Here is a 19,298-nt window from a genome sequence, read left to right on the forward strand (position 1 = left end):
ACTCGAGCATTTACTCATATATATTACTTAGGCATTTAAACAATTTAATTACTTAACATAGAGCGCTTCCATTACTTAGCAGATTACTAAAACACGCCCTTAATATTAATAGCCCATTCACTTATCGATAACATCAATATTACTAATCCAATTACTTATTTGGTTTAAAAGAGTTACTCGGCTGATTATTAGAATCGTTTATTAAATTACTACAGAGAATAGATAGAATATATTTTCTCGTTCATGCTACAAATAAGTTCTGGTCGCCATTAAGTTATGTCATTTCAAATCAGTTATCGCACTTCCCTAATTCTATTTTATTCTCGTCTTCACTATAAACTTTCATAAACTTTATGAAAGTTTATGAATATCTCTATACATCCTATAAACTCTAAAAACCCCTAGCCAAAGGGTAGTATCGGCTTTTCTTCTAAAATATCTTACTATCAATATCGTTTTCTTATAACTTTCATAAACTTTATTACAGTTTAATAAGGTTTATGAAACTATTCCTTAGCAAGGTATAAATGGCACTAATACCTGTCATAGCAATATTTACACACCTAAGGACACATCAATAAAGTTTAAGATACTTTCATAAAGTTTATGAAAGTTTAGGATATTGTGTTAAATGTTATGAAAGATATGATATAATGCTATTGTTAATCATTTTAAAGGAGCGTGAATGATACAATGACTGTCCGTAAAGCAGGAATTGATGCTGGAAACAATAATTTAAAGATAGCGGTAAAAGGAAAACAACCATTTATGATCCCTGCCATTTATCAACTATACTTAGGGGAAGCTGCTAGTAGCATGGAAACAGAACGTGTTTCTCCCGAAGAAATAAGAGACAACATAGACATAACCATAAATTCGAAAGCCTTACCTAAAAATAATCAACGTTATGTTGTAGGTCGTTTAGGCTCGGAAATGGAAGAAAACTCGGATAAATCACAAGATGATATGCCTGTCATTCTAACGCTTGCAGGTTTGGTTGTGGATGCTCTTGAAGATAATCCAGATAAAGATCGAGTAGAAGTGAATTACGACATCGGACTAAACCTTCCAGTAAGTACTATAAGCAAAGAAACGGCGAAACAATATGCTGAAAAATTTATGGGAACGCATGAAGTTATCTTCCACCATCCTAATGGGGAAGATGTAACGGTAGTTATAAAGGTAGAATATTCTCGTTGCCTCCCGGAAGCTGCAAGTGGAGCTTGGGGGCTTGTATTTGACGAAAATGGAAAACCATTAAAACGAACAATTTCAATTGAAGATGAAGAAAAATCTGTTGAACTTGCAGATATGGACATAATACATGCTGATATTGGTGCTGGTACTACAGAGTTGGTTGTGACAAAAGGTGTTAAGTATAATAGCTCTCTTTCTAGAGCGTTATATTATGGCTCTAAACAGACCATTAACAAAGTTAGAGAAAAATGGAACCAACAAGCTAAACCTAATAAACGCATTAATAGTGTATCCGACTTCAACAGAATCTATATGGACCCTGAACATCCAAGACATAATAAATTAGTATCCTTCTCTCAGGACGATTTCAACCAACTAGCTAATAGCTTGAGTACAGAAATTATTAACGTGATAGATAGCGTTGAGGATGATCCCCTTATCGTTATTTATGGTGGTGGCTCTATAGCAGTTAAAGAGACACTTCGCAATATCTTAGAGAAAAAAGAACGGATGGAACAAGTGGTGTTTCTTCAAGATCCTCTGTTTGTTAATGCTAAAGGGCTCCTTGTATATACTTGCTCTCCTCGTTTTGAAGAACTCAAGGAAAAGGAGTTAGGAGTAAAGAATAATGCCGAGGAATAGAAAAGATTATGAACGCGGAAGCAGAATCAGTGTCTACTTAAATCAACAAGTTGAAGACGATCTGATTCAATATATTAATCAACAAAGTGACATCCAGGCTTTTTTCTTATATGCAGCAATGGAGCTTTATAATAATTACGGTTCTGGGGACATTTCTCAGAAGCTTCCTCGAAACTTTCATTTCACATTAGGTGAAACAGAGCTCGATAATAATGAGTCACAAGAAATGCAGAAACCACTTGTTAACATCACGAACAAGAAAGAATCAGTGGAAGGTAATAGCCCTTCTTCTCAACAAAATACTAGTAAATCAAATGATAAAAATGAGGATAATTGGCATAAGCTCAAAGACCTTGATGATGACGATTATGCTTAACCCCCTCATTGTAAAATTTATTAAATAGCAGTATTTAGACTCCCCCGACATTTCATTTAATTGTTCGCGGGAGTCTTTTGTTACTAATTCATTATTTTCCTACGATTTTTTTCGTATCATTTCGTAAGAAAACAAGTTTGCACAAATGTGAATTTAACCTTAAAATAGAGTAAACGAAACTGTTCAACCTATTTCGAAATCTCACGAAATGATACGATATTAAACTAAATTTCTCACGAAGTTAAACTAAGTAAAATTATTAGTATAAATTCGTAACGAATTTAAATTTCGTAACACATAGTTATAATACTTTAATCGAAACCATACGATACGAAAATATTCGTAACAAGGAGAGAAGGCTGATATGACGGATAGAAAAACCATTTATAACGAGGGCGAGTTAAGAGCTAGAATCCCTGATGAACTTGAGCATGATCCTTTGTATAAAATACTCCAGGACAGACCTGATCAATTGGAAGAACTTTTTCGTGAAGAATTCCTCAATAAAATTGATGTAAATGCATGGTATAGTACTACACAAGCTGGACAAATTTTAGCAGGCCCTGATAATCGTCCGATACCTGCTAGTTCTTTGAAACACTATATAGACAACATGTTTGAATACATAATGCCTGCTGAAGCCCCAAATACTAAGTATATAAGGTTAAACTACTTATCTCTAATTAAGCTAAAAATGATTTGGTTATTGAAAAAGGAGTTCCGCCTAAGTGGATTACAAAGCGAAGTAGGCATACTTGGCTTTGTCGAGAACAAATATACTGAAGAGTATTCGTCACCACCATCTAACGATACACTTACAGAGATACATCAAATGAACCAATTCATTTTACAGACATTTTTTTACCAAGACGATAATGGACAGTATCAGTTAAAAGAAGATATGCAGAAGCTTATGAATTCTAATCTATTGCTTACAAGCGGAGACGTTCAAGAGAGTATAAATAATCTGCAAGAACAATTAGAACAAGAACAAGAACAAAAAATGGAGCTTCAAAAGGAGCTAGAAGGAATTAAGAAGCAGATAGAAACATCAGATAAGACTGATCAAAAAACGTTTTCTGAAATCAAGAGAAGAATTGAGGAAAATGAAGAGTCCATTAAACAAAAGGTGCTTGAGAGGGAAAAAAGGGTAGATAGGGGAACAAAACGTATGGAAGCAAGAAACCTTGCTATTCAGGAATGGAATAGTAAAGGTTGGTTAAAGCGAAACTTTGCTAGTGAACAAGCAGAAAAAGATTTTATTGAACAAAGGTCTAAAGAGATATATGAAGATCTAATACAAGATCTCGAAGATGATGAAATATAATAGTTTATTGTTTCCACTCGATAAATCATGTTATAATGAAGTTCCTAAAGTTTGGGGGATTAAATTCCTCCTAAAGTGTAATTTTGTGTAGAAAAGGCGACGGTCTCCTAACCGTCGCCTTTTCTTATGTTTTTATTTAATCTGGCTATCTATCTGATGAACAATATCTAAAACAGATGTAGTTATATAGTATATTTCATCATCTATTTCATGTTGTGTACCCAAAAGTTTCATTCGTAGTAAAACATTAACCCGTTGTTTATCTTCAAATATGAACCTTGTTTTAATTGTTCCGCTTTCCTTAAATCTCTTTGATTTATGTTTTATTACTTCAATCTTCTCTAACGTTCCATTTCTACTTATATCCCTCATGAACTGCTTCGTTACATTATCTTCATGTGGAGTATCACTTACTTTAAACAGGTCATTCATATATTGCTCTGGCATGAATGTTTCTTTAAATAACTGTTCATCTTTCTGTTTTAATGTAACTAGTAAAAATGCCACTATATTCTTTTCGTTCTGAAAAGCCTGGACTAAATCTTCATTTGGTTCGAAGTTATGTTCAGATTCATTTTTCGAAGTGTGGTCATGTGAAGGTGAAGCTTTAACCTTTTCCAATAGGTGTTCACCTTTTTGTTCATCTACATAATCCTTTGAGAAGAGTAGAACATAAGTAGACACGCCAGCACTAAGAATAGAAACGTAAACGATGAATAGGATAATATATTTTTTCATATACTTCCCTCCTAGCTTTTAGTAATAAGAATAAATGCTTCAATCAGGCATTCGTTCTTATTACCATTTAATAAGACCGCTTGTATATGGGTTAATTGAATTCGTCTTATGAGGGTAATTCCACTTTCCTTTATGAATTTCAAAATGCAAGTGAGGTCCCGTAGATTGGCCTGTACTACCCATGAACCCGATAACTTCACCTTTTTTAACATTTTCACCTGCTCTAACAGTTCTAGAACCCTTCACCATATGAGCGTAAATAGTATCGTACAATTGACCGTTTACGTGATGCCTGATATAGATTGACTCACCATAAGAGGAAGAAAAGTAGGATCTATAAACGTTTCCGTCAGCAGCTGCGACTATCGGCGTTGCACCTCCACTTTTACCTATATCTATACCATGGTGGGTTGTACCCCACCTTTGACCATAATGTGATGTAATTGGCCCAGCTGCAGGTCTTGTGAATGATCCCTTTGATATTTCAGGAATCTCTACATCATCTAAGTTTACGTTAGATGGACCACCAGCGTTTGATACTGCATCCGAAAACTCGCCAGTATAACCGTTAAAGGAAATAGAGTTTTGTTGAAGACCAGCAATTAGCATGCTTACATCATCATCTTTGAAATCCAAGTCAGCCAATACTGTATCAAATTTAGAATAATTTGGTGTTGAATCTTTCCCCTTAGATACCCATTTTGTTAGCTGTTTCTCATATACTTCTACTTTTTCTCCATTCCTGCGATAGGTATCTACCAATTCATAGTCATCATTTACATCACTTTCCTTGTAGCTATAACTAATATCCTTATTCCAGGTATGAACTTCTTTAGTTTTCTCTACTTGCTTAGTTGTTTCAGAATAAGAAGTTGTAGTATCACCGTCACAACCGCTAGTAGTCCTGCTATTACTATTTTCCACTGAGCATTCTTTTTCTTTAACCTTTTTCACCTTATAAGTGTTTTCGTACGTCTTATAAGTTATATCAGGAGATAATCCATCTACTATTGGCTCAGGTTTTATTTCCCAAGGTTTTAAATCCTCTTTTATGATACGAACGCCATCTATTGCAGTAACTAACTCTTTGGGAACTTTATATTGCTCAAGTTCACTAGAATCCTCAATTAATATATTATATTCTTCCTTTATTTCCGCTTGAGTTTTAGGGGAATCGGAACCAATCCACCCAAAGTCAAAAGTGGAGATTACTACAATGACAGCTCCCCCCACTATAAATAAACAAACTCCAATTACTAATCCTGGTACACCTAAAAAACTGACTAAGAATGCTATTAACTTAGTAAGAAAAGCTTTTACCATTTTAAAAATAAACTTAACAACTGCTTTGGCTACCTTTTTAGCTATTTTTTTCACCAATGCTTTAGCAACATTTTTAGCTGTTTGCTTAGCCTTCATTCTACCTTTAAAAGCAAGCCCCTGAAGGGAGTCATTATGGTTCTGTTCCATAGAATACTCCCCCTATCATGTTCTTCTTCTATTATTGATTCGATCTACAGGTCGATGCTTAATAAAATCATTCGCATCTGCGCTTTTGCCCTGATACTCATTCTTAGTACCACTCGAATCAGTCACATATTTTCTAGAAGAAGGAGAAACTGTTCTTATGCCATCTTCTTGAGTACGAGTGCGAAACTCTTGTACCACCTTTTGACCTTTCTCTAGGTCTGCGTTTCCTTCTCCGTAATTTGATTTTCTAGTTAAATTACCTTCTGAATCTTTTTCAGCAAGATAGCTTCCATTAGATGTAGTAACGGTTGCATATATTTTATTATCACTTAAATCACTAAGAGATGGCTCTTTAAAACCCTGCGAAAACAAACTAGCCTTGTCTGCTCCCATTTGGTACCCAACATCTGGACCGAATGATGCAGTTCCTAAAGTTCCTAAAACCTTCTCATTGGTATCTTTTCTTACCGAGGCATCATTTCGATATTTAGATGAAACAGCAAATTCCTTTGTCCCTTTCCCAAGATTCTGAGCTAACGTTTTAGTGTTGGCACCTAGTTGTTTCGCTTTACCTTTTATATTTAATCCACTATTAGGCATGCTGGGTACACCTTCAAAACCATTACCTTTGAATGCCTCAGCTGTTGCATTAACAGCATTGGATGATTTATTCATTAGAGCAGAGCTACCTCCATATCCGACAGCACCCGCACCGAAGCCAGCACCTTCACCAGCTTGAGAGCCTCCTTCAGCCATGAAGTGTTGAGCAACAGGAGATAATCCCATTCCTGCAAAGTTACCTCCCATTCTCCCCATAGCAGAACCAACTCCACCTGCTAGATGACCTGCAGTTTTCATGTTTCGAGCATATTTATTTGGAGTACGAGAAGCACCAGCTGTTCCGCCTCCGCCTGAAGCAGATTGTGCAGAACCTCCATACTGCTTACTTGATTGTTGTTGGTCATTTTGGCCTGAGCGTTCTTTATAAGCATTTTTCACACCGTTTTTTGCGTCTCCAATAGCTCTCGCTCCATGCATTAGTGTTCCCATTCCTGCAGCAGTACCAGCCATAGTCAATTTACTAGCATTCTCACTAGTCGCTCCAAATGCAAACCGTAAACTCTCACTTATAGGAATAAACATAGACATTGCGATTAAGAAGGTAAGCCAGTTTATATCTTCACCAAACATCCAAAAGTAAATCCAAAATAAGGCAGCATGAATGGACTGTGATAGAATTTGAGAATATAACTCTCGCATTCCAAACATCGTTAAGCCTACTAATTTCGGGAAAAACATCATGGAAATCCATAATGGAGCTAATATGATAAGTCCCGATACCATCAACATTCGCTGAATATAAAAGGCTTTAAACCATATTGCCACTCCTACGGAGAAGAAACTTATAATTCCTTGTTCTATAAACCCAGCATCATCCGCTAAGTCCGTGAACTTTAAAGCTTCCCCTTCTTCTTCTCCATCGTTAGAAGCTAAAGCTTTAGCCCCCATATCCCTCATACTGGTTGGATCTTGCAACTGACTTTCAAACATTTGGACCGTATAATGGTTAAGTTGAATAAAAACCTCTACTACCCCAAAGAAATTAAAGAGTAGTATGATTCCAAAAACGGATTTCAAACCTAAGTCTGCTAGATCATTTTTCATAGAAGGCGAGAAATTGGAATAAGCAGCTTGTACAAAGGATTTGACTATTGCCCCCATTAGGATTACCCCTACTACGAAAAAGACCATATTATAGCCTTGAACAATCGCATTTTGAAATTGCTCTTCGGTGTACATTCCTAATACTTTTCCTTCACTAGAATAAAAGACATGCCATGCAGGTTCATGAAGTCCTATAAAGGGTTCTAGTATCCATTCAAATAATTTCTTCATAACCCATTCCATCGGCGCTTCATACCATTTACCTTCAGCATGAACTGTATTATTTAGAGGGAAGAACAGAATTCCAAAGGTTAATATTAAAACGTACCAACTTCTTAGTTTTTGGTTAATTTGTTCCGTTCCCATCATGTAGGAATCACCTCTTGCTCTTCATCCTCATTATTGGTTGGCTCTTCTTCTGTAGAGAGAGGTGCCTTTTCACTTTCTTCAATCACATCCTCTTCTTCAAAAAATAGACCTTGATCCATCGAAGGCATTAAACCATTTTGCATGAGATATTCAGGATCTGTATCAATAAAGGCACGCATATCATCCGAAACATCAATTTTCACAAAAGCGGATGAACCACCGACTCTTAGTACACATTCACCCTTAGACGTCTTATCTTCATTCTCAGGAGGTTTACGAGCTATGATTTCTAATTCACCCTCAGACAACCCAAAAACAGATTGTAGCTCTGCTTTTTCTTCATCTTTTAACGCACCTAATCTTAGGAATATGGAGCTTGTAGCGTTTTTCACGACAGCTTCTCCATCTGGATCATCAAGAAACGGCTTAATATCCTGTGTAACAATATCTACTCCGGCATTATACTTACGTGAACGACGTGCCAGTTCTTCTACAAATTGCATGGCACCATCAACATGTTTCATTCGCCATGCTTCTTCTATTTTGAGGCGTTTTCTATACTTACGAAGAGAAGGTCTTTTGATAAAATACTCCCACCCTAATTGTGTTAGTACATGCATAACAAGGTCGTAAATATCTGAACCTTCAATCGCTTGAATATTAAAGTTCACCCAACATATATCATCAAGTAGATTATCAATTTTTTCTCCATTAAATTGCGTTTGGCCATCAAAGATTTTTCCATCGGGTTGGTCTCTCAAGTAACCTCTACATACTTTTAGGAGACGTTTAGCATCTGGGTCAGTAATCTCTTTATATGTAAGGTTCTCTAAGTCATACCCATCTGTACAATTCAATAGGAAACGTTTATAGATATCCAGTAGAGTAAATTCTCGTTTCCGAGGCTTCTTGTGCTCTACATCCCCATTCGGTAGTCTTACAGGTCTTTTTTCAGCTTCATAAAGGGAAGTAGGGTCTTCTGTTATTCCCCAATCCGCAATTACATCTTTAATCGCTTCTTTAATAACAGCTTTTTCCTCTGGAGTAAGCCCACCTAGTAACTTGTTATAAAAGGTTAGGATATGTCCTTGTTTCTTTCCAATAGGCACGATTATCTCGCTTGTTTTTCTCCCGTCAGGTAAAGTCTTTTCGATTTCCTCTTCCGTTAAAGCGCAAATATTAATGGTACAATTTCCACCTTCTCTTATTTCAACTTCTTTACCACCTAATAGAGTACAAATAGGTCCGTTTTCTCCATCAGGATCAATAGAAAAGATTCGGTATCCTAGTAAAACCTGACCACTTGATATATGTTTGTTACCAAACGATTTACCACTACCAGAAGTACCTGCGATGAGAGTTGAGTAGTTATCTAGATAAGGAGCAAATACGTTAAGGAACTCCATATTATTTGTGTGTATATTTGGTCCAACTGGTACTCCACCTGTAAATGGAATCTTAGAAGAATAAAACGGGGATGCTGCCACAATTGCAGTACGATCAAAAAAACGTCGGTCCGTACCATCTGTTAAATGGTTATTAGATAGCGGGAGAGTTGATAACCAACCATCTCGCTGACGATTATAAAGAGGACGCAATGTATGTTCATTGTGTTGTAACGAATCCTGAATCAGCATTCCCATATTTTCTAAGGACCGCTCATTTTCAGCGAACATCGTGACTGCCATTGTCCCTAAGAAACCATTATTATAGCCTTCTGATATTTCATCAAATAAGCGTTGAGCTTCAGCTTCTGCCTTTTGTGCTTCTTTTACTTCTAAATCATTTCCAGCTTTAGCAGCATTTAAAGCACGTGCCCCTTCATCTGTAACAGCTCGCTTATATTTTGAAACTGCCTGGTTTCTAGTAAGTTTGGAAATATGAAAATTAACATTTATAGAACCTGCTCTATAAAGAGTATCTAGTTCACCTGTTGCTAGACTTGTATTACCAAAGTCCAAAATATAACTACGGAAAGGATATTCTCCTCCTGCCTTAACATCACACTGGTACCCTCTATCTTTTGGTCGAACAGGTACATCAAAACCCGTTAATCCTATTTTGTTCATAAAATCAGAACGGTCATAACTCATCTCAAGTTGCTCTTTATTTCTTTTACTAGATTGTTTTTCCACCTGGTCATGTTCACTATGTTGTTCTTTTTTCTTTCGCTTAAATGGCCACAGTTTCATTATCTTCAACCTCCTTATCAGTGGTTTCTTCCTCTTCTATATAAATGGCATCCCTTTTATATTCACTATTTACAAAAGGAGATAGGATACCATCTTTTCTCATAAGAGACTTAAAGTGTTCAAGAGATCCATTCTTTTTATTTACTGCAAAATATAAAGCTTCATATAGGTCATATTCTCCGCAAACTCTTGAACGACCACCCATGCTTTCATAATTTCGTTTTATGGTTCCACCAATACGTTCAAATTCGTTTTGAACCTTTAAAATAAGAGCATCCTCATCCAAATCCTCAATAATATTCTCTTTATAGGTTATAGGTATTAAAAAGTAATTCTGGTAAGCAAAATCATCTACGGTTTCTTGCCATGACTCCATGTATGGGAAAAACATGGATTGAGCATACTTTTGGGCTATGGGGTTTAATTCATGAAACGATTCATCATATGGTTGAAGTTGCTCTGATAAGTCGATAGGTCTTGATTGCAAGTGCTGAATAATTTCAACCTCTCTACCAGGACCAAGATTCAACTGAGCCAATAGGGTTTCATATGCTTTATCAGTTTGCTCTTGTTCATTATGACTGCGAAGTAAATAGTTAATCGGTTCTGTCTTTATGGCTCCTAAAAAGACGCGATCCTTATTATTGGATTTCAACTCTACAACTGAACCTAGTAATTGTTTCACCCCAATTAAGTCCTTAAAGTCCCCTTCTATTGGAGACGCATTAGGAACATCATGGTTAACTTGTTTCTTCTTTTTCTTCTTCCATTTGAAGGGATAAGGCTTTCCTACAATAGGGAAGTAAAATAGGAATAGGATTCCCCCTACAAACAAAAGCATAATAATATTATCCATCTTATTTCCTCCATACTCCCGATTGGGCTTTTCTGTGCTTTAAAACATATAGAATGTGCCTGTCTAAGAAATAACCTGAATCTTTATTCTTCAAAAAAGCAAAAACGATTAGCGGTGCGATAATAGGTAAAACCAATAAACATAATATAAACCCCATCATAAATGGAAATTTTCCACTGAATACTATTTCTGAGGTGATGGTTATGTATATTACACCTGCAACTAGAGCATAAATACCCTGCCTCCATGACATTCCTTTGATAACTTTCCGCTCTTTTTCCGTATCAAAAGGCATCTTTGTTCTCATGGTTTCTCCTCTCTTTCTCTTTGTAATAAAACCCCCTACATAAAGCGTAGGGGGTAGGTTTATCAAACAATCAGTATATTAATTACATGAAAGGCGAGTTAAGTAATAACGGTGCAATAAATCCAGCAGACTGTGACTGGTCAATGATGTAATTTGCAATATCTGGAGCCTTCATAACTCCGATGATACCAATAACCCCACTAATTGCTGCACCTACTCCAAGTGCTCTCTTTTGAGCATTTCCTAGAGACATTCCAATGATGATAAATGCTACTACAATCGAAATAACGACGAGAATTGCACCAATCATTCGAATATTGTCTATCCAGTCATAAAGAATTTGTTGTACATTCTCTACACTATCGCCCCCACTACCTCCTGGGATAGTGATATCTGTGTCTGCTGACACACGTTCCACATTACTTACGAAATTTAATAAGGCCATTAGTAAAACAGCAGATCCATAAGTAAAGGTCTTTTTCATCATCATGATTCCTTTTTTCATCCTTCTCTTTCCCTCCTAAATTTGACGAAAAAAAACACAAATCCAAACCTCTGCTAGATACAGAGATTGAATTTGCGTTTTCCGCCTGCGTTTTATTTAATTCTATTCGTATTCTACTAAAAATTCATGGGAAAAACAAGTATAATTGTGGGCGAAAAGGTTGATATTTCCTAAATATGTAGTAATATAATACATATATATGTATTATATTATGAATTGCACCTAGTAAGGAGGTCTTATAATATGCGTTTACTTGGAAGTATTTTTATGATTTTTGGATTCCTCTTTTTAGCTTCTAAAATCCCTGAGTTCATTCACCTTATGATTGATTGGAACCTAGTACCAGATGAACCAGCGTTTCGTAACAACATCATGTATCAATTTGGAGCTTTACTTGCTCTATACATTGAATTGATCATTATCGGTCTTATCTGTGTATCAATTATGCTGATTTATTCCAAGTTCCTAGATTCTAAGTATCATAGAGCCGTAAATAAAGCAGCTGATCAGTCCTATAAGCAATATGGTACAGAGTTGCTATATTTCACATTTTTGGATGAAAAGTATCATCAAAATGAGAATTTTTATATTTCACACTATCCGTACCACCTTATCAGAAGTTATGAATTAGAAAATGGCATTGTTTCTCCTACTGAACCTGAACCTCAACGGACAGACGAAGAATTAAAAATAGCATATGAGACTTACAGAAAAGAACTAGGATTGCCAGCAGTCAAACATGAGTTATTTTCATTAAATGTATAAAGGATGGTTAGGTATGAGAAAATCATTAGCATTATTATTTATAGGAATTGCCCTATTAGGGGGATGTTCATCATTAGAAGATGCAGAAAAACTTACGAACAAAGCGGGTGAAGTAGCAAAGCAAGCAGATACACTTGGAGATAAAGTCAAGAAAGCCATTAAGAGTCTTCAACGTGCAGGTTTTGTAGTCACTTATCGCCACAGTCGGCTTAGATGAGTAATGAAATAAATATCCAAGGGATTCAGGGGTTTTTTTAAAAAGCAAAAAAATCCCCTTTATTTAGTGCGTCTTTTAAATAGTAATTATTTTCAGGGTAGCCTATTTAAAAGTTAATATTTACTTATTATCTTAAAATCATCTTTTTTCACCAGAGATTGCTCTTGACTTATTTGTGACGTTACGTATTCATTATCTTCTTTATTGTGTATCGCCGAGCTTTTCTTTTTTTCAATTTTTTTCTCTTGAAGTTCTTGAATGCCTCTAATAAATAATTGCATAGTAACAGAGCAAATAATATAGGCAAGTAGAGCCCATATTATTAACCAATGCTTTCCTGTAAGTATCGCATCCTTATTAGCACCTATGATTCCTGCCCACTCATGGGTGAAACTTCTTTGAGGCATATTATATTTTTCTTGTATTGTACCTCCAAAAAATAACTCGAAAACTCCTAAATGTATAAAAATGGTTAATACTTGGTTGAATTGTCTACCGAATAAAAGCGCTAATCTTTGGCCAATGTTTGGGAGTATGTGTTTTTTTAAAATCCATAATCTCCCACCCCCCAATATTTTTGAACTTTCTACATATTCAAAATTCATTGCATCTTTAATTTCATTACCTATTAGAACAGAAGTTAATGGAATTACAAGTACAGTTAATATTGTAATTTCTATAATTATTCTCCCTGTTAAATCATACATCCATATTTCAGAATTAGTATTGATTAAAACAGGTCTTAATAATATGAATGCAATGACTGTTAATGGGATAAAATGGATTGAATCGGTTATTTTTTCAAATATCTTTTGTGTTTTTTGATTCAAAATAAAAGCATAAATTACACCAAACAAAAAACCAATAACAATTCTTAATGTAACAATTATAAGTGCCCCTAAAATAGTGTATTTTGCCCCTACTATTAATTGATCTAGAATACTAAATCCATAATGGTCTGAACCTAATAAAAACGGATTACCTGGTGGATGAGGAGGACCACCTTCTATCCCTCCGTTTTCGTTTGTTCTAAACCGTACTTGTTTTATAGGTTTATTGGACATTATTGTAAAAATGATACTATATACTACAATGCCAAACAGAAAAGTGAAACCTAACATAAATTTTAAATTCTTAAAAAGCTTAAAAATATTTTTAAGAAAAATTAACGATTTCATTGGATTTATAAAACTAAAATTAAATAACTTCATGTTTTTTACATATTCAAGAAAATTCCTCTCTGAAAATACACTATTACTCACTATGTTAGTATTTTCATCTTTTCTATATACCAATTCTATAATACTATATAATATGAAGAATGGTGTGAATATCATTATTAATGTACCTGCTATTGTAATGGGACGAAAATCTAATGTTAAGTAGTATGTAATATCATTTATATTGTATAATCTTCCAATTACAAAAAGGCTTGATAAAGTTGCCCAAATTATTACTTTTGAATGATAAAGTATCTTGGTTATTATATTTCTTAGTATGTGTTTAACATATATGGAAATCCAGTTTAAACCTTTACTTTTTGCGAGTTGAATATATGGTTTTTCTTCTTCTTCTATAATTAAAATTAAAACTAATTTAAACATAGATATGAATGGAAGTATTGCTACAGTAAGAATAGGAGCAATAAATATCTTATTTTCTATACCCAGGGCACCAATTCCTATTATGTCTATTCCGAACTTCTGATAACCATAAACAACTAATAATTGAAATAAATATGCAAAAACAACATCTGGCAATGTCTCAATTGCACTTAAACTATTTAACACTATATTTTTCAGATACATTTTGCTTCTTTGCACTACACATACTAATATTAAAGCTGTTAGAAAACCCACCACAAGAGCACCTATAAGTATTTGCATAGAATAAATGAATGGCTCCCATAAAAATTGAAAAATAGGTTCAGGTTTTCCTTTATAAATAAATACCCATTTTGATGGCGTTATAAATTGAGGGATAATAGTATCCTTTAGACCTATTAAAATACTCTTGATGTTTCCTACTTGAATAATAAAAGGCACTATACTTATAAATATTATCCCTAATACTCCAGTAAGATAGTATAATAAATATTTTAATAATGTTCTAAACACATTATCAACTTCATTTCTTTATAAAATTTTATTAAATGGTGAAAGCACTTGAATATTTTCAAAGGGAAGAGAAGAAACTCTTCCCTTTAGGTAGTAGTATTAATTAAACCCACCACAGCCACAGTGGATGTCAATAACGTGGCTAATTAATTTCTCCAGCTTCGCACTCATTTGTAGTACATTCCAATAATTACAATCAGCTGTTTTAGATTCGACAATGTTATCTGCCTAAACTCACTTCCTTTCAAATTTAGGCCAGTGCAATCTAATAAAAACTTCCATTAAGTTAAATTGTTACTTGTAGTTTAAATATTTATTGCTCACCCATTTATCAAAAGCTGAGTTGTCTTTAAGTTTTAAATAGTACTTCATGAATCTTAATATTTCTTTTGTATTTACCTCTTTGTAAGAGTAAAGTGAGTAATAAGTGCTTAAAAACTTAATAGGACCATCCTCTCCTTTAATATCTATTAATGTACTCTCTAACATAGCACTTGCTTTCCCATATACGTAAGTATTGTACCTTTTACCATATTCATTTAGTGATAAATCTACGGGAAGAGGATACTTGCTAAAAGTATCTCTCATTTTTTGTAGATCAGCTGGTGTTTTATCTCTGTACAAAAATATAGAAGTAGCCATATTAGTAATTCCCTCATCTATCCATGGATCGTGGAAAGGATCATTACTCACAACACCATAGAACCATTGGTGTGCTATTTCATGAACCACCATTTGTTCTAATTGTTTCAAACCTAAGGGGTGGGAACCTTCAATAGCACCAATTGTGATAATACCAGGGTATTCCATTCCTACCCCTTCGATAACTATATCTAGTTGGTTATGCGGGTAATCACCAATATTCTCTTCAAAATATTTAGTAGCTTCCCTAGCTATTTTTAATATATTCTTTACTTGCTCTTTGTTTTTGTTTGAACTAAAGATCCTAATACTCAAATCACCACTAACATATTCTTCCATTAAAGGCTTTTTAAGAATAGCCACAAATAATTCCTTTGCTTTGTTAATAGAAATTTTTTTATGGTTTTCACTTGGGAACGGATCGTCCCCACTAGAGGTAACTACAGTATATCCAGAAGGCACTTCATAAGTTAACTCAAAATCACTAAATGGAGTATGATAAGATTCACCTTTAAATTGATAGATTTCTTTGTTCCAACCATTTCTATATGTTGGTACCATTGGATACCACTGCGCTAAATGATAATTAGAACCATACTTTGTAAATCTAAATCCTTCCTCAGGTAGAGTAAGGCTATAACTAATATTTACTTTCACAGTATCATTAGGCTTTAATTTCTCTCTCAAAGAAATTGATAGGTTATCTTCTTTCAAGGAATAATTAATATTTCGATTATTAACATTAACACTTTTAATATCTACTGTAGATGTAGAGGTAACATTTGCGGAATTTTTATTTGTAAACATATTTGGAATGAAATAGAATACTAAGGAATTCCATTCTTCTTGTGAAGTATTTTTTATATTAATTTTAGCATTAATTTTAAATAAACCTTCGCTATCCATTTTTAAATCAAGTTCATATTTGGTTTCATTACCTTGTGGTACTCCTATTGGTACAAACTTAGTTACATATTGATTATTATCCTTAAGGCAACCAGTCAAAAATATCAATATAATCACGAGTAAATGTAAATATTTACGCATTAGCCCCCTCCATACTTGCTTCATCCTGATACCAATTTGCTTGTTTCTGATACATCCGTGCATATTCACCGTTTAATTCCATTAAATATTTATGATTTCCCTCTTCGATAATAGAGCCATTCTTCATTACTATGATTCTGTCAGCAATCTTCACACTCGCCATTCTATGGGAAGTAAATAACACAGTTTTGTTTTCACTTATTTCATGGAATTTTTTGAAAATATATTGTTCAGTGGATGGATCAAGAGAAGCTGTAGGTTCATCAAGTATTATTATAGGAGAATCTTTAATAATTGCTCTTGCAATTGCAATCCTTTGCCATTGCCCCCCAGATAAATCTATCCCCCCAGAAAATAATTTACCTAAATGTGTATTATAAGAATTCGGTAACTTTTCAACGAAGGTGCTAGCACCACTTTCTTTTGCAGCATATTTTATATACTCCATATTATCTTCCTTTTCGATGCATCCAAAACCAATATTCTCTTTAACATTAAACTGATATTTTACATAATCTTGGAATATTACTGTTACGTGCTTTCTTAAATCTTCTTCTCTCAAGTTTTTTATATTATAGCTCCCAAAATAAATTTCTCCATTTGTAGATGGATATAAACCCAGTATATTTTTTATTAAAGTAGATTTACCCGATCCATTTTCTCCTACAATAGCTATCTTTTCATTTTCTTTTATATGTAAATTTAGATTTTTGATAGAAGGAGAAGAACTAAAAGGGTATTGGTAAGTTAAATTAGTAATTTGAATTGGAAAAGGGGACATGTTTTTAGGTGACTTTAACTTATTGACTTTATTTTCTTCTTTAAAATCTATGAATTCAAAATAATCACTTATATAATAATTACTCTCACGTATTGATGCCATAAAGGTAGAGACTTGATTAATACTACTTTGTAAATTTTGAAGCGCCTGTATAGTTGAAACCAAACTACCGATATTTAACTTATTATTCTTTAGTAAATAAATAATTACAATTGATGCAATTCCATAAAGGATGGATGTAATTGTATCCAATCCTGTTTGAGCTTTCTTTTCACGTTTTAGCAAACTAAGAATTTCATTATTATTAGTATTAATTAGCTTTTTCCATCTATCTATTAAATACTCAGCTAATCCAAATACACGAATCTCTTTTAGCGACTGTTTATTACTAAACAAAGAATTAATATAGTTTGTTTCTCTAAAAACTTTTATTTGATATTTCATCAGATTGAATCTAGAAGCGCCGTATTTACTTTGAACTAAAAATGTGGGTAAAAAAGCTACTATGCCAATCACAACCAAAATCCAATGAACGTAAAATAAGTAGAATGTGTAAGATAAAACACTAACTATAATTTCCAGTGCATCTAAACTACTTTGTATAGGTCTTAAAAATTTATGTCCGTAATTGTTTTGTATTCTAAATTGATGATTATAAAATGAAGGGATTTCAAAGTTATGATAAGAAATATCTTTTACTTTATTCATAATTTTTTCAGTGAGTATATAATTTAATTTCAATTCCATATATTTATTGAAGAAATGCTTTATATGTTGAATTATAGATTTAACCAAACTTAGAGAAAATTGAATTAAAAGTAAAATAAGCAAAGGTTTAAAGGAAAGAAGCTCGTTACTAATTAATTGATGGGCTCCATTAACTATTTCTTGAATCACCCATAGCGATGCTAATGGAATTAACCCATTAATAAGGCGTAATATTATAGAAACTACTATCCAGAACTTGTTAATTGTATTTATTAATCTTAAACTTCTGATTAAATTTCTAAATTTGTTCATCTATTTTTTACCCCTATATGTTAGAGATTTATTTATATTACCCCTTTTTATAAACTAATAAGATATTATAAATAGAGAAAAGAGACTGAGACAAAAGTGCTTGATTCAAAGGAAGTTGGAAAACAAGAAATGATTATGGGTTAAAATACCTATCCGAAGAAATATACTACTCTTTCCCCGGATAGTTGGTGAGCATTGTCGTGCTACTCAATATGGGTATCACCAAGTTCTTTCCTCATGCAAGATATTAGGTAGATTTCCTTCGCTAAAGTTAATGGGTTACTTCTCTTGAGATGAAGTACCTTCGTATGTCCCAGCCTCTTTTATACTAATTAAAGTGCCCACATCCACAATGAATTTGATATACACTTCCATCAAAATTATAACAAGCTTCCACGTTTTTCACCTCACCAGCTTCACACTCATTAGTAGTACATTCATAGTGATAGCAATCAGCAGTATTTGGTTCAATAATGACATTATTATTATTGTTGTCACTCAATATTTTCACCCCCTTTCAATTGTCATTAGTATTAAGCTATTTTAGCCCTTTTAATTTTTTTCATTAATAGTCTAAAGTCTTCTTTATGATTAACTAATCCTTTATCTAAAATTACACTTTTTTCAGATACTAAATACGCAAAAGGAAATCCAGTTATACCAAACTTATGTATATGTTCATGTTTAATCATAGTTAAAGGGATATCGTTTAAATTAAATTGTTCAATAAGTTCATTTGCTTGGTCTTCATTAGCTAACGTAATCAATCTAAACTGTATATAAGGATGTTCTTTTATTAGTTCATTTAAGAAAGGGTAAATCCTTTTACATGCATCGCATCCATAGGAAGTAAATATAAAAATATAAGGAATGTTTTTATTATGTGATTTATTTAAAGTTAAAAAAGAGTCAATGGAGGGGAAAATAGTATTCTTAGCTGTATTTGGCAAGTAAAAAATGTAGGGAATGGCATTCAAAAATGTATGCCACTTGCCGCCTCTAAATTATCGGTGAGTTAATGATTCTTTGTACCTGAAACTATCGCCTGTAAACAATAATAAATGG

General features: G+C 33.7%; 17 protein-coding genes. 5 read left to right on the forward strand and 12 right to left on the reverse strand.

The window, feature by feature from the left end:
- Nucleotides 1–693: 693 nt before the first annotated feature.
- The 3 genes from GLW08_RS20340 (at nt 694) to GLW08_RS20350 (ending at nt 3,542) form a co-directional block, all read left to right on the forward strand.
- Nucleotides 694–1,839 carry a ParM/StbA family protein gene (locus GLW08_RS20340; RefSeq protein ID WP_160850446.1) on the forward strand — a complete coding sequence of 382 codons (1,146 nt, stop codon included), beginning with the start codon at nt 694–696 and terminating at the stop codon, nt 1,837–1,839.
- A complete protein-coding gene (locus GLW08_RS20345; RefSeq protein ID WP_160850447.1) occupies nt 1,826–2,215 on the forward strand; it encodes a hypothetical protein in 390 nt (129 codons plus the stop codon). Before GLW08_RS20340 ends, GLW08_RS20345 begins: the two co-directional genes overlap by 14 nt.
- Before the next feature lie 364 nt (nt 2,216–2,579).
- Entirely contained in the window at nt 2,580–3,542 is a 963-nt protein-coding gene (locus GLW08_RS20350) for a hypothetical protein (protein WP_160850448.1), read from the forward strand.
- Between the two features lie 132 nt (nt 3,543–3,674).
- Here the strand turns inward: GLW08_RS20350 and GLW08_RS20355 are convergent, their stop codons facing one another.
- The 7 genes from GLW08_RS20355 to GLW08_RS20385 form a co-directional block, all read right to left on the reverse strand.
- Complete coding sequence (locus tag GLW08_RS20355; protein ID WP_160850449.1) at nt 3,675–4,280, reverse strand: hypothetical protein; 606 nt, start codon at nt 4,278–4,280, stop codon at nt 3,675–3,677.
- A gap of 60 nt (nt 4,281–4,340) precedes the next feature.
- A complete protein-coding gene (locus tag GLW08_RS20360) occupies nt 4,341–5,750 on the reverse strand; it encodes a M23 family metallopeptidase (protein WP_237458520.1) in 1,410 nt (469 codons plus the stop codon).
- A gap of 15 nt (nt 5,751–5,765) precedes the next feature.
- Nucleotides 5,766–7,784 (reverse strand): hypothetical protein, encoded by a 2,019-nt coding sequence (locus tag GLW08_RS20365; protein ID WP_160850450.1) that lies wholly within the window; start codon nt 7,782–7,784, stop codon nt 5,766–5,768.
- Nucleotides 7,781–9,976, reverse strand: a complete 2,196-nt coding sequence (locus tag GLW08_RS20370) for a VirB4 family type IV secretion system protein (protein ID WP_160850451.1) — start codon at nt 9,974–9,976, stop codon at nt 7,781–7,783. The genes GLW08_RS20365 and GLW08_RS20370 overlap by 4 nt, the downstream gene beginning before the upstream one ends.
- Entirely contained in the window at nt 9,957–10,832 is an 876-nt protein-coding gene (locus tag GLW08_RS20375; protein WP_160850452.1) for a hypothetical protein, read from the reverse strand. The genes GLW08_RS20370 and GLW08_RS20375 overlap by 20 nt, the downstream gene beginning before the upstream one ends.
- Nucleotide 10,833: 1 nt before the next feature.
- The gene (locus GLW08_RS20380) at nt 10,834–11,139 is read right to left on the reverse strand and encodes a PrgI family mobile element protein (protein WP_160850453.1); all 306 of its coding nucleotides are present in this window, start codon (nt 11,137–11,139) and stop codon (nt 10,834–10,836) included.
- Between the two features lie 82 nt (nt 11,140–11,221).
- Entirely contained in the window at nt 11,222–11,644 is a 423-nt protein-coding gene (locus tag GLW08_RS20385; RefSeq protein WP_160850454.1) for a hypothetical protein, read from the reverse strand.
- Between the two features lie 243 nt (nt 11,645–11,887).
- On the opposite strand from GLW08_RS20385, the gene GLW08_RS20390 reads away from it, so the two are divergent.
- Nucleotides 11,888–12,409, forward strand: a complete 522-nt coding sequence (locus GLW08_RS20390; protein ID WP_160850455.1) for a hypothetical protein — start codon at nt 11,888–11,890, stop codon at nt 12,407–12,409.
- 13 nt (nt 12,410–12,422) lie between these two features.
- Complete coding sequence (locus tag GLW08_RS20395; RefSeq protein ID WP_160850456.1) at nt 12,423–12,626, forward strand: hypothetical protein; 204 nt, start codon at nt 12,423–12,425, stop codon at nt 12,624–12,626.
- Nucleotides 12,627–12,739: 113 nt separating this feature from the next.
- Here the strand turns inward: GLW08_RS20395 and GLW08_RS22310 are convergent, their stop codons facing one another.
- The 5 genes from GLW08_RS22310 to GLW08_RS20420 form a co-directional block, all read right to left on the reverse strand.
- The gene (locus GLW08_RS22310) at nt 12,740–14,743 is read right to left on the reverse strand and encodes an ABC transporter permease subunit (protein ID WP_160850457.1); all 2,004 of its coding nucleotides are present in this window, start codon (nt 14,741–14,743) and stop codon (nt 12,740–12,742) included.
- Between the two features lie 294 nt (nt 14,744–15,037).
- Nucleotides 15,038–16,432 carry a M1 family metallopeptidase gene (locus GLW08_RS20405; protein WP_160850458.1) on the reverse strand — a complete coding sequence of 465 codons (1,395 nt, stop codon included), beginning with the start codon at nt 16,430–16,432 and terminating at the stop codon, nt 15,038–15,040.
- Entirely contained in the window at nt 16,425–18,233 is a 1,809-nt protein-coding gene (locus GLW08_RS20410; RefSeq protein WP_160850459.1) for an ABC transporter ATP-binding protein, read from the reverse strand. The genes GLW08_RS20405 and GLW08_RS20410 overlap by 8 nt, the downstream gene beginning before the upstream one ends.
- Nucleotides 18,234–18,561: 328 nt before the next feature.
- Complete coding sequence (locus GLW08_RS20415) at nt 18,562–18,735, reverse strand: hypothetical protein (protein ID WP_160850460.1); 174 nt, start codon at nt 18,733–18,735, stop codon at nt 18,562–18,564.
- Nucleotides 18,736–18,766: 31 nt separating this feature from the next.
- The gene (locus GLW08_RS20420) at nt 18,767–19,210 is read right to left on the reverse strand and encodes a TlpA family protein disulfide reductase (RefSeq protein ID WP_160850461.1); all 444 of its coding nucleotides are present in this window, start codon (nt 19,208–19,210) and stop codon (nt 18,767–18,769) included.
- Between the last annotated feature and the right edge of the window lie 88 nt (nt 19,211–19,298).

Source organism: Pontibacillus yanchengensis (genome assembly GCF_009856295.1).
In the GTDB taxonomy this organism is placed as follows: domain Bacteria; phylum Bacillota; class Bacilli; order Bacillales; family BH030062; genus Pontibacillus; species Pontibacillus yanchengensis_A.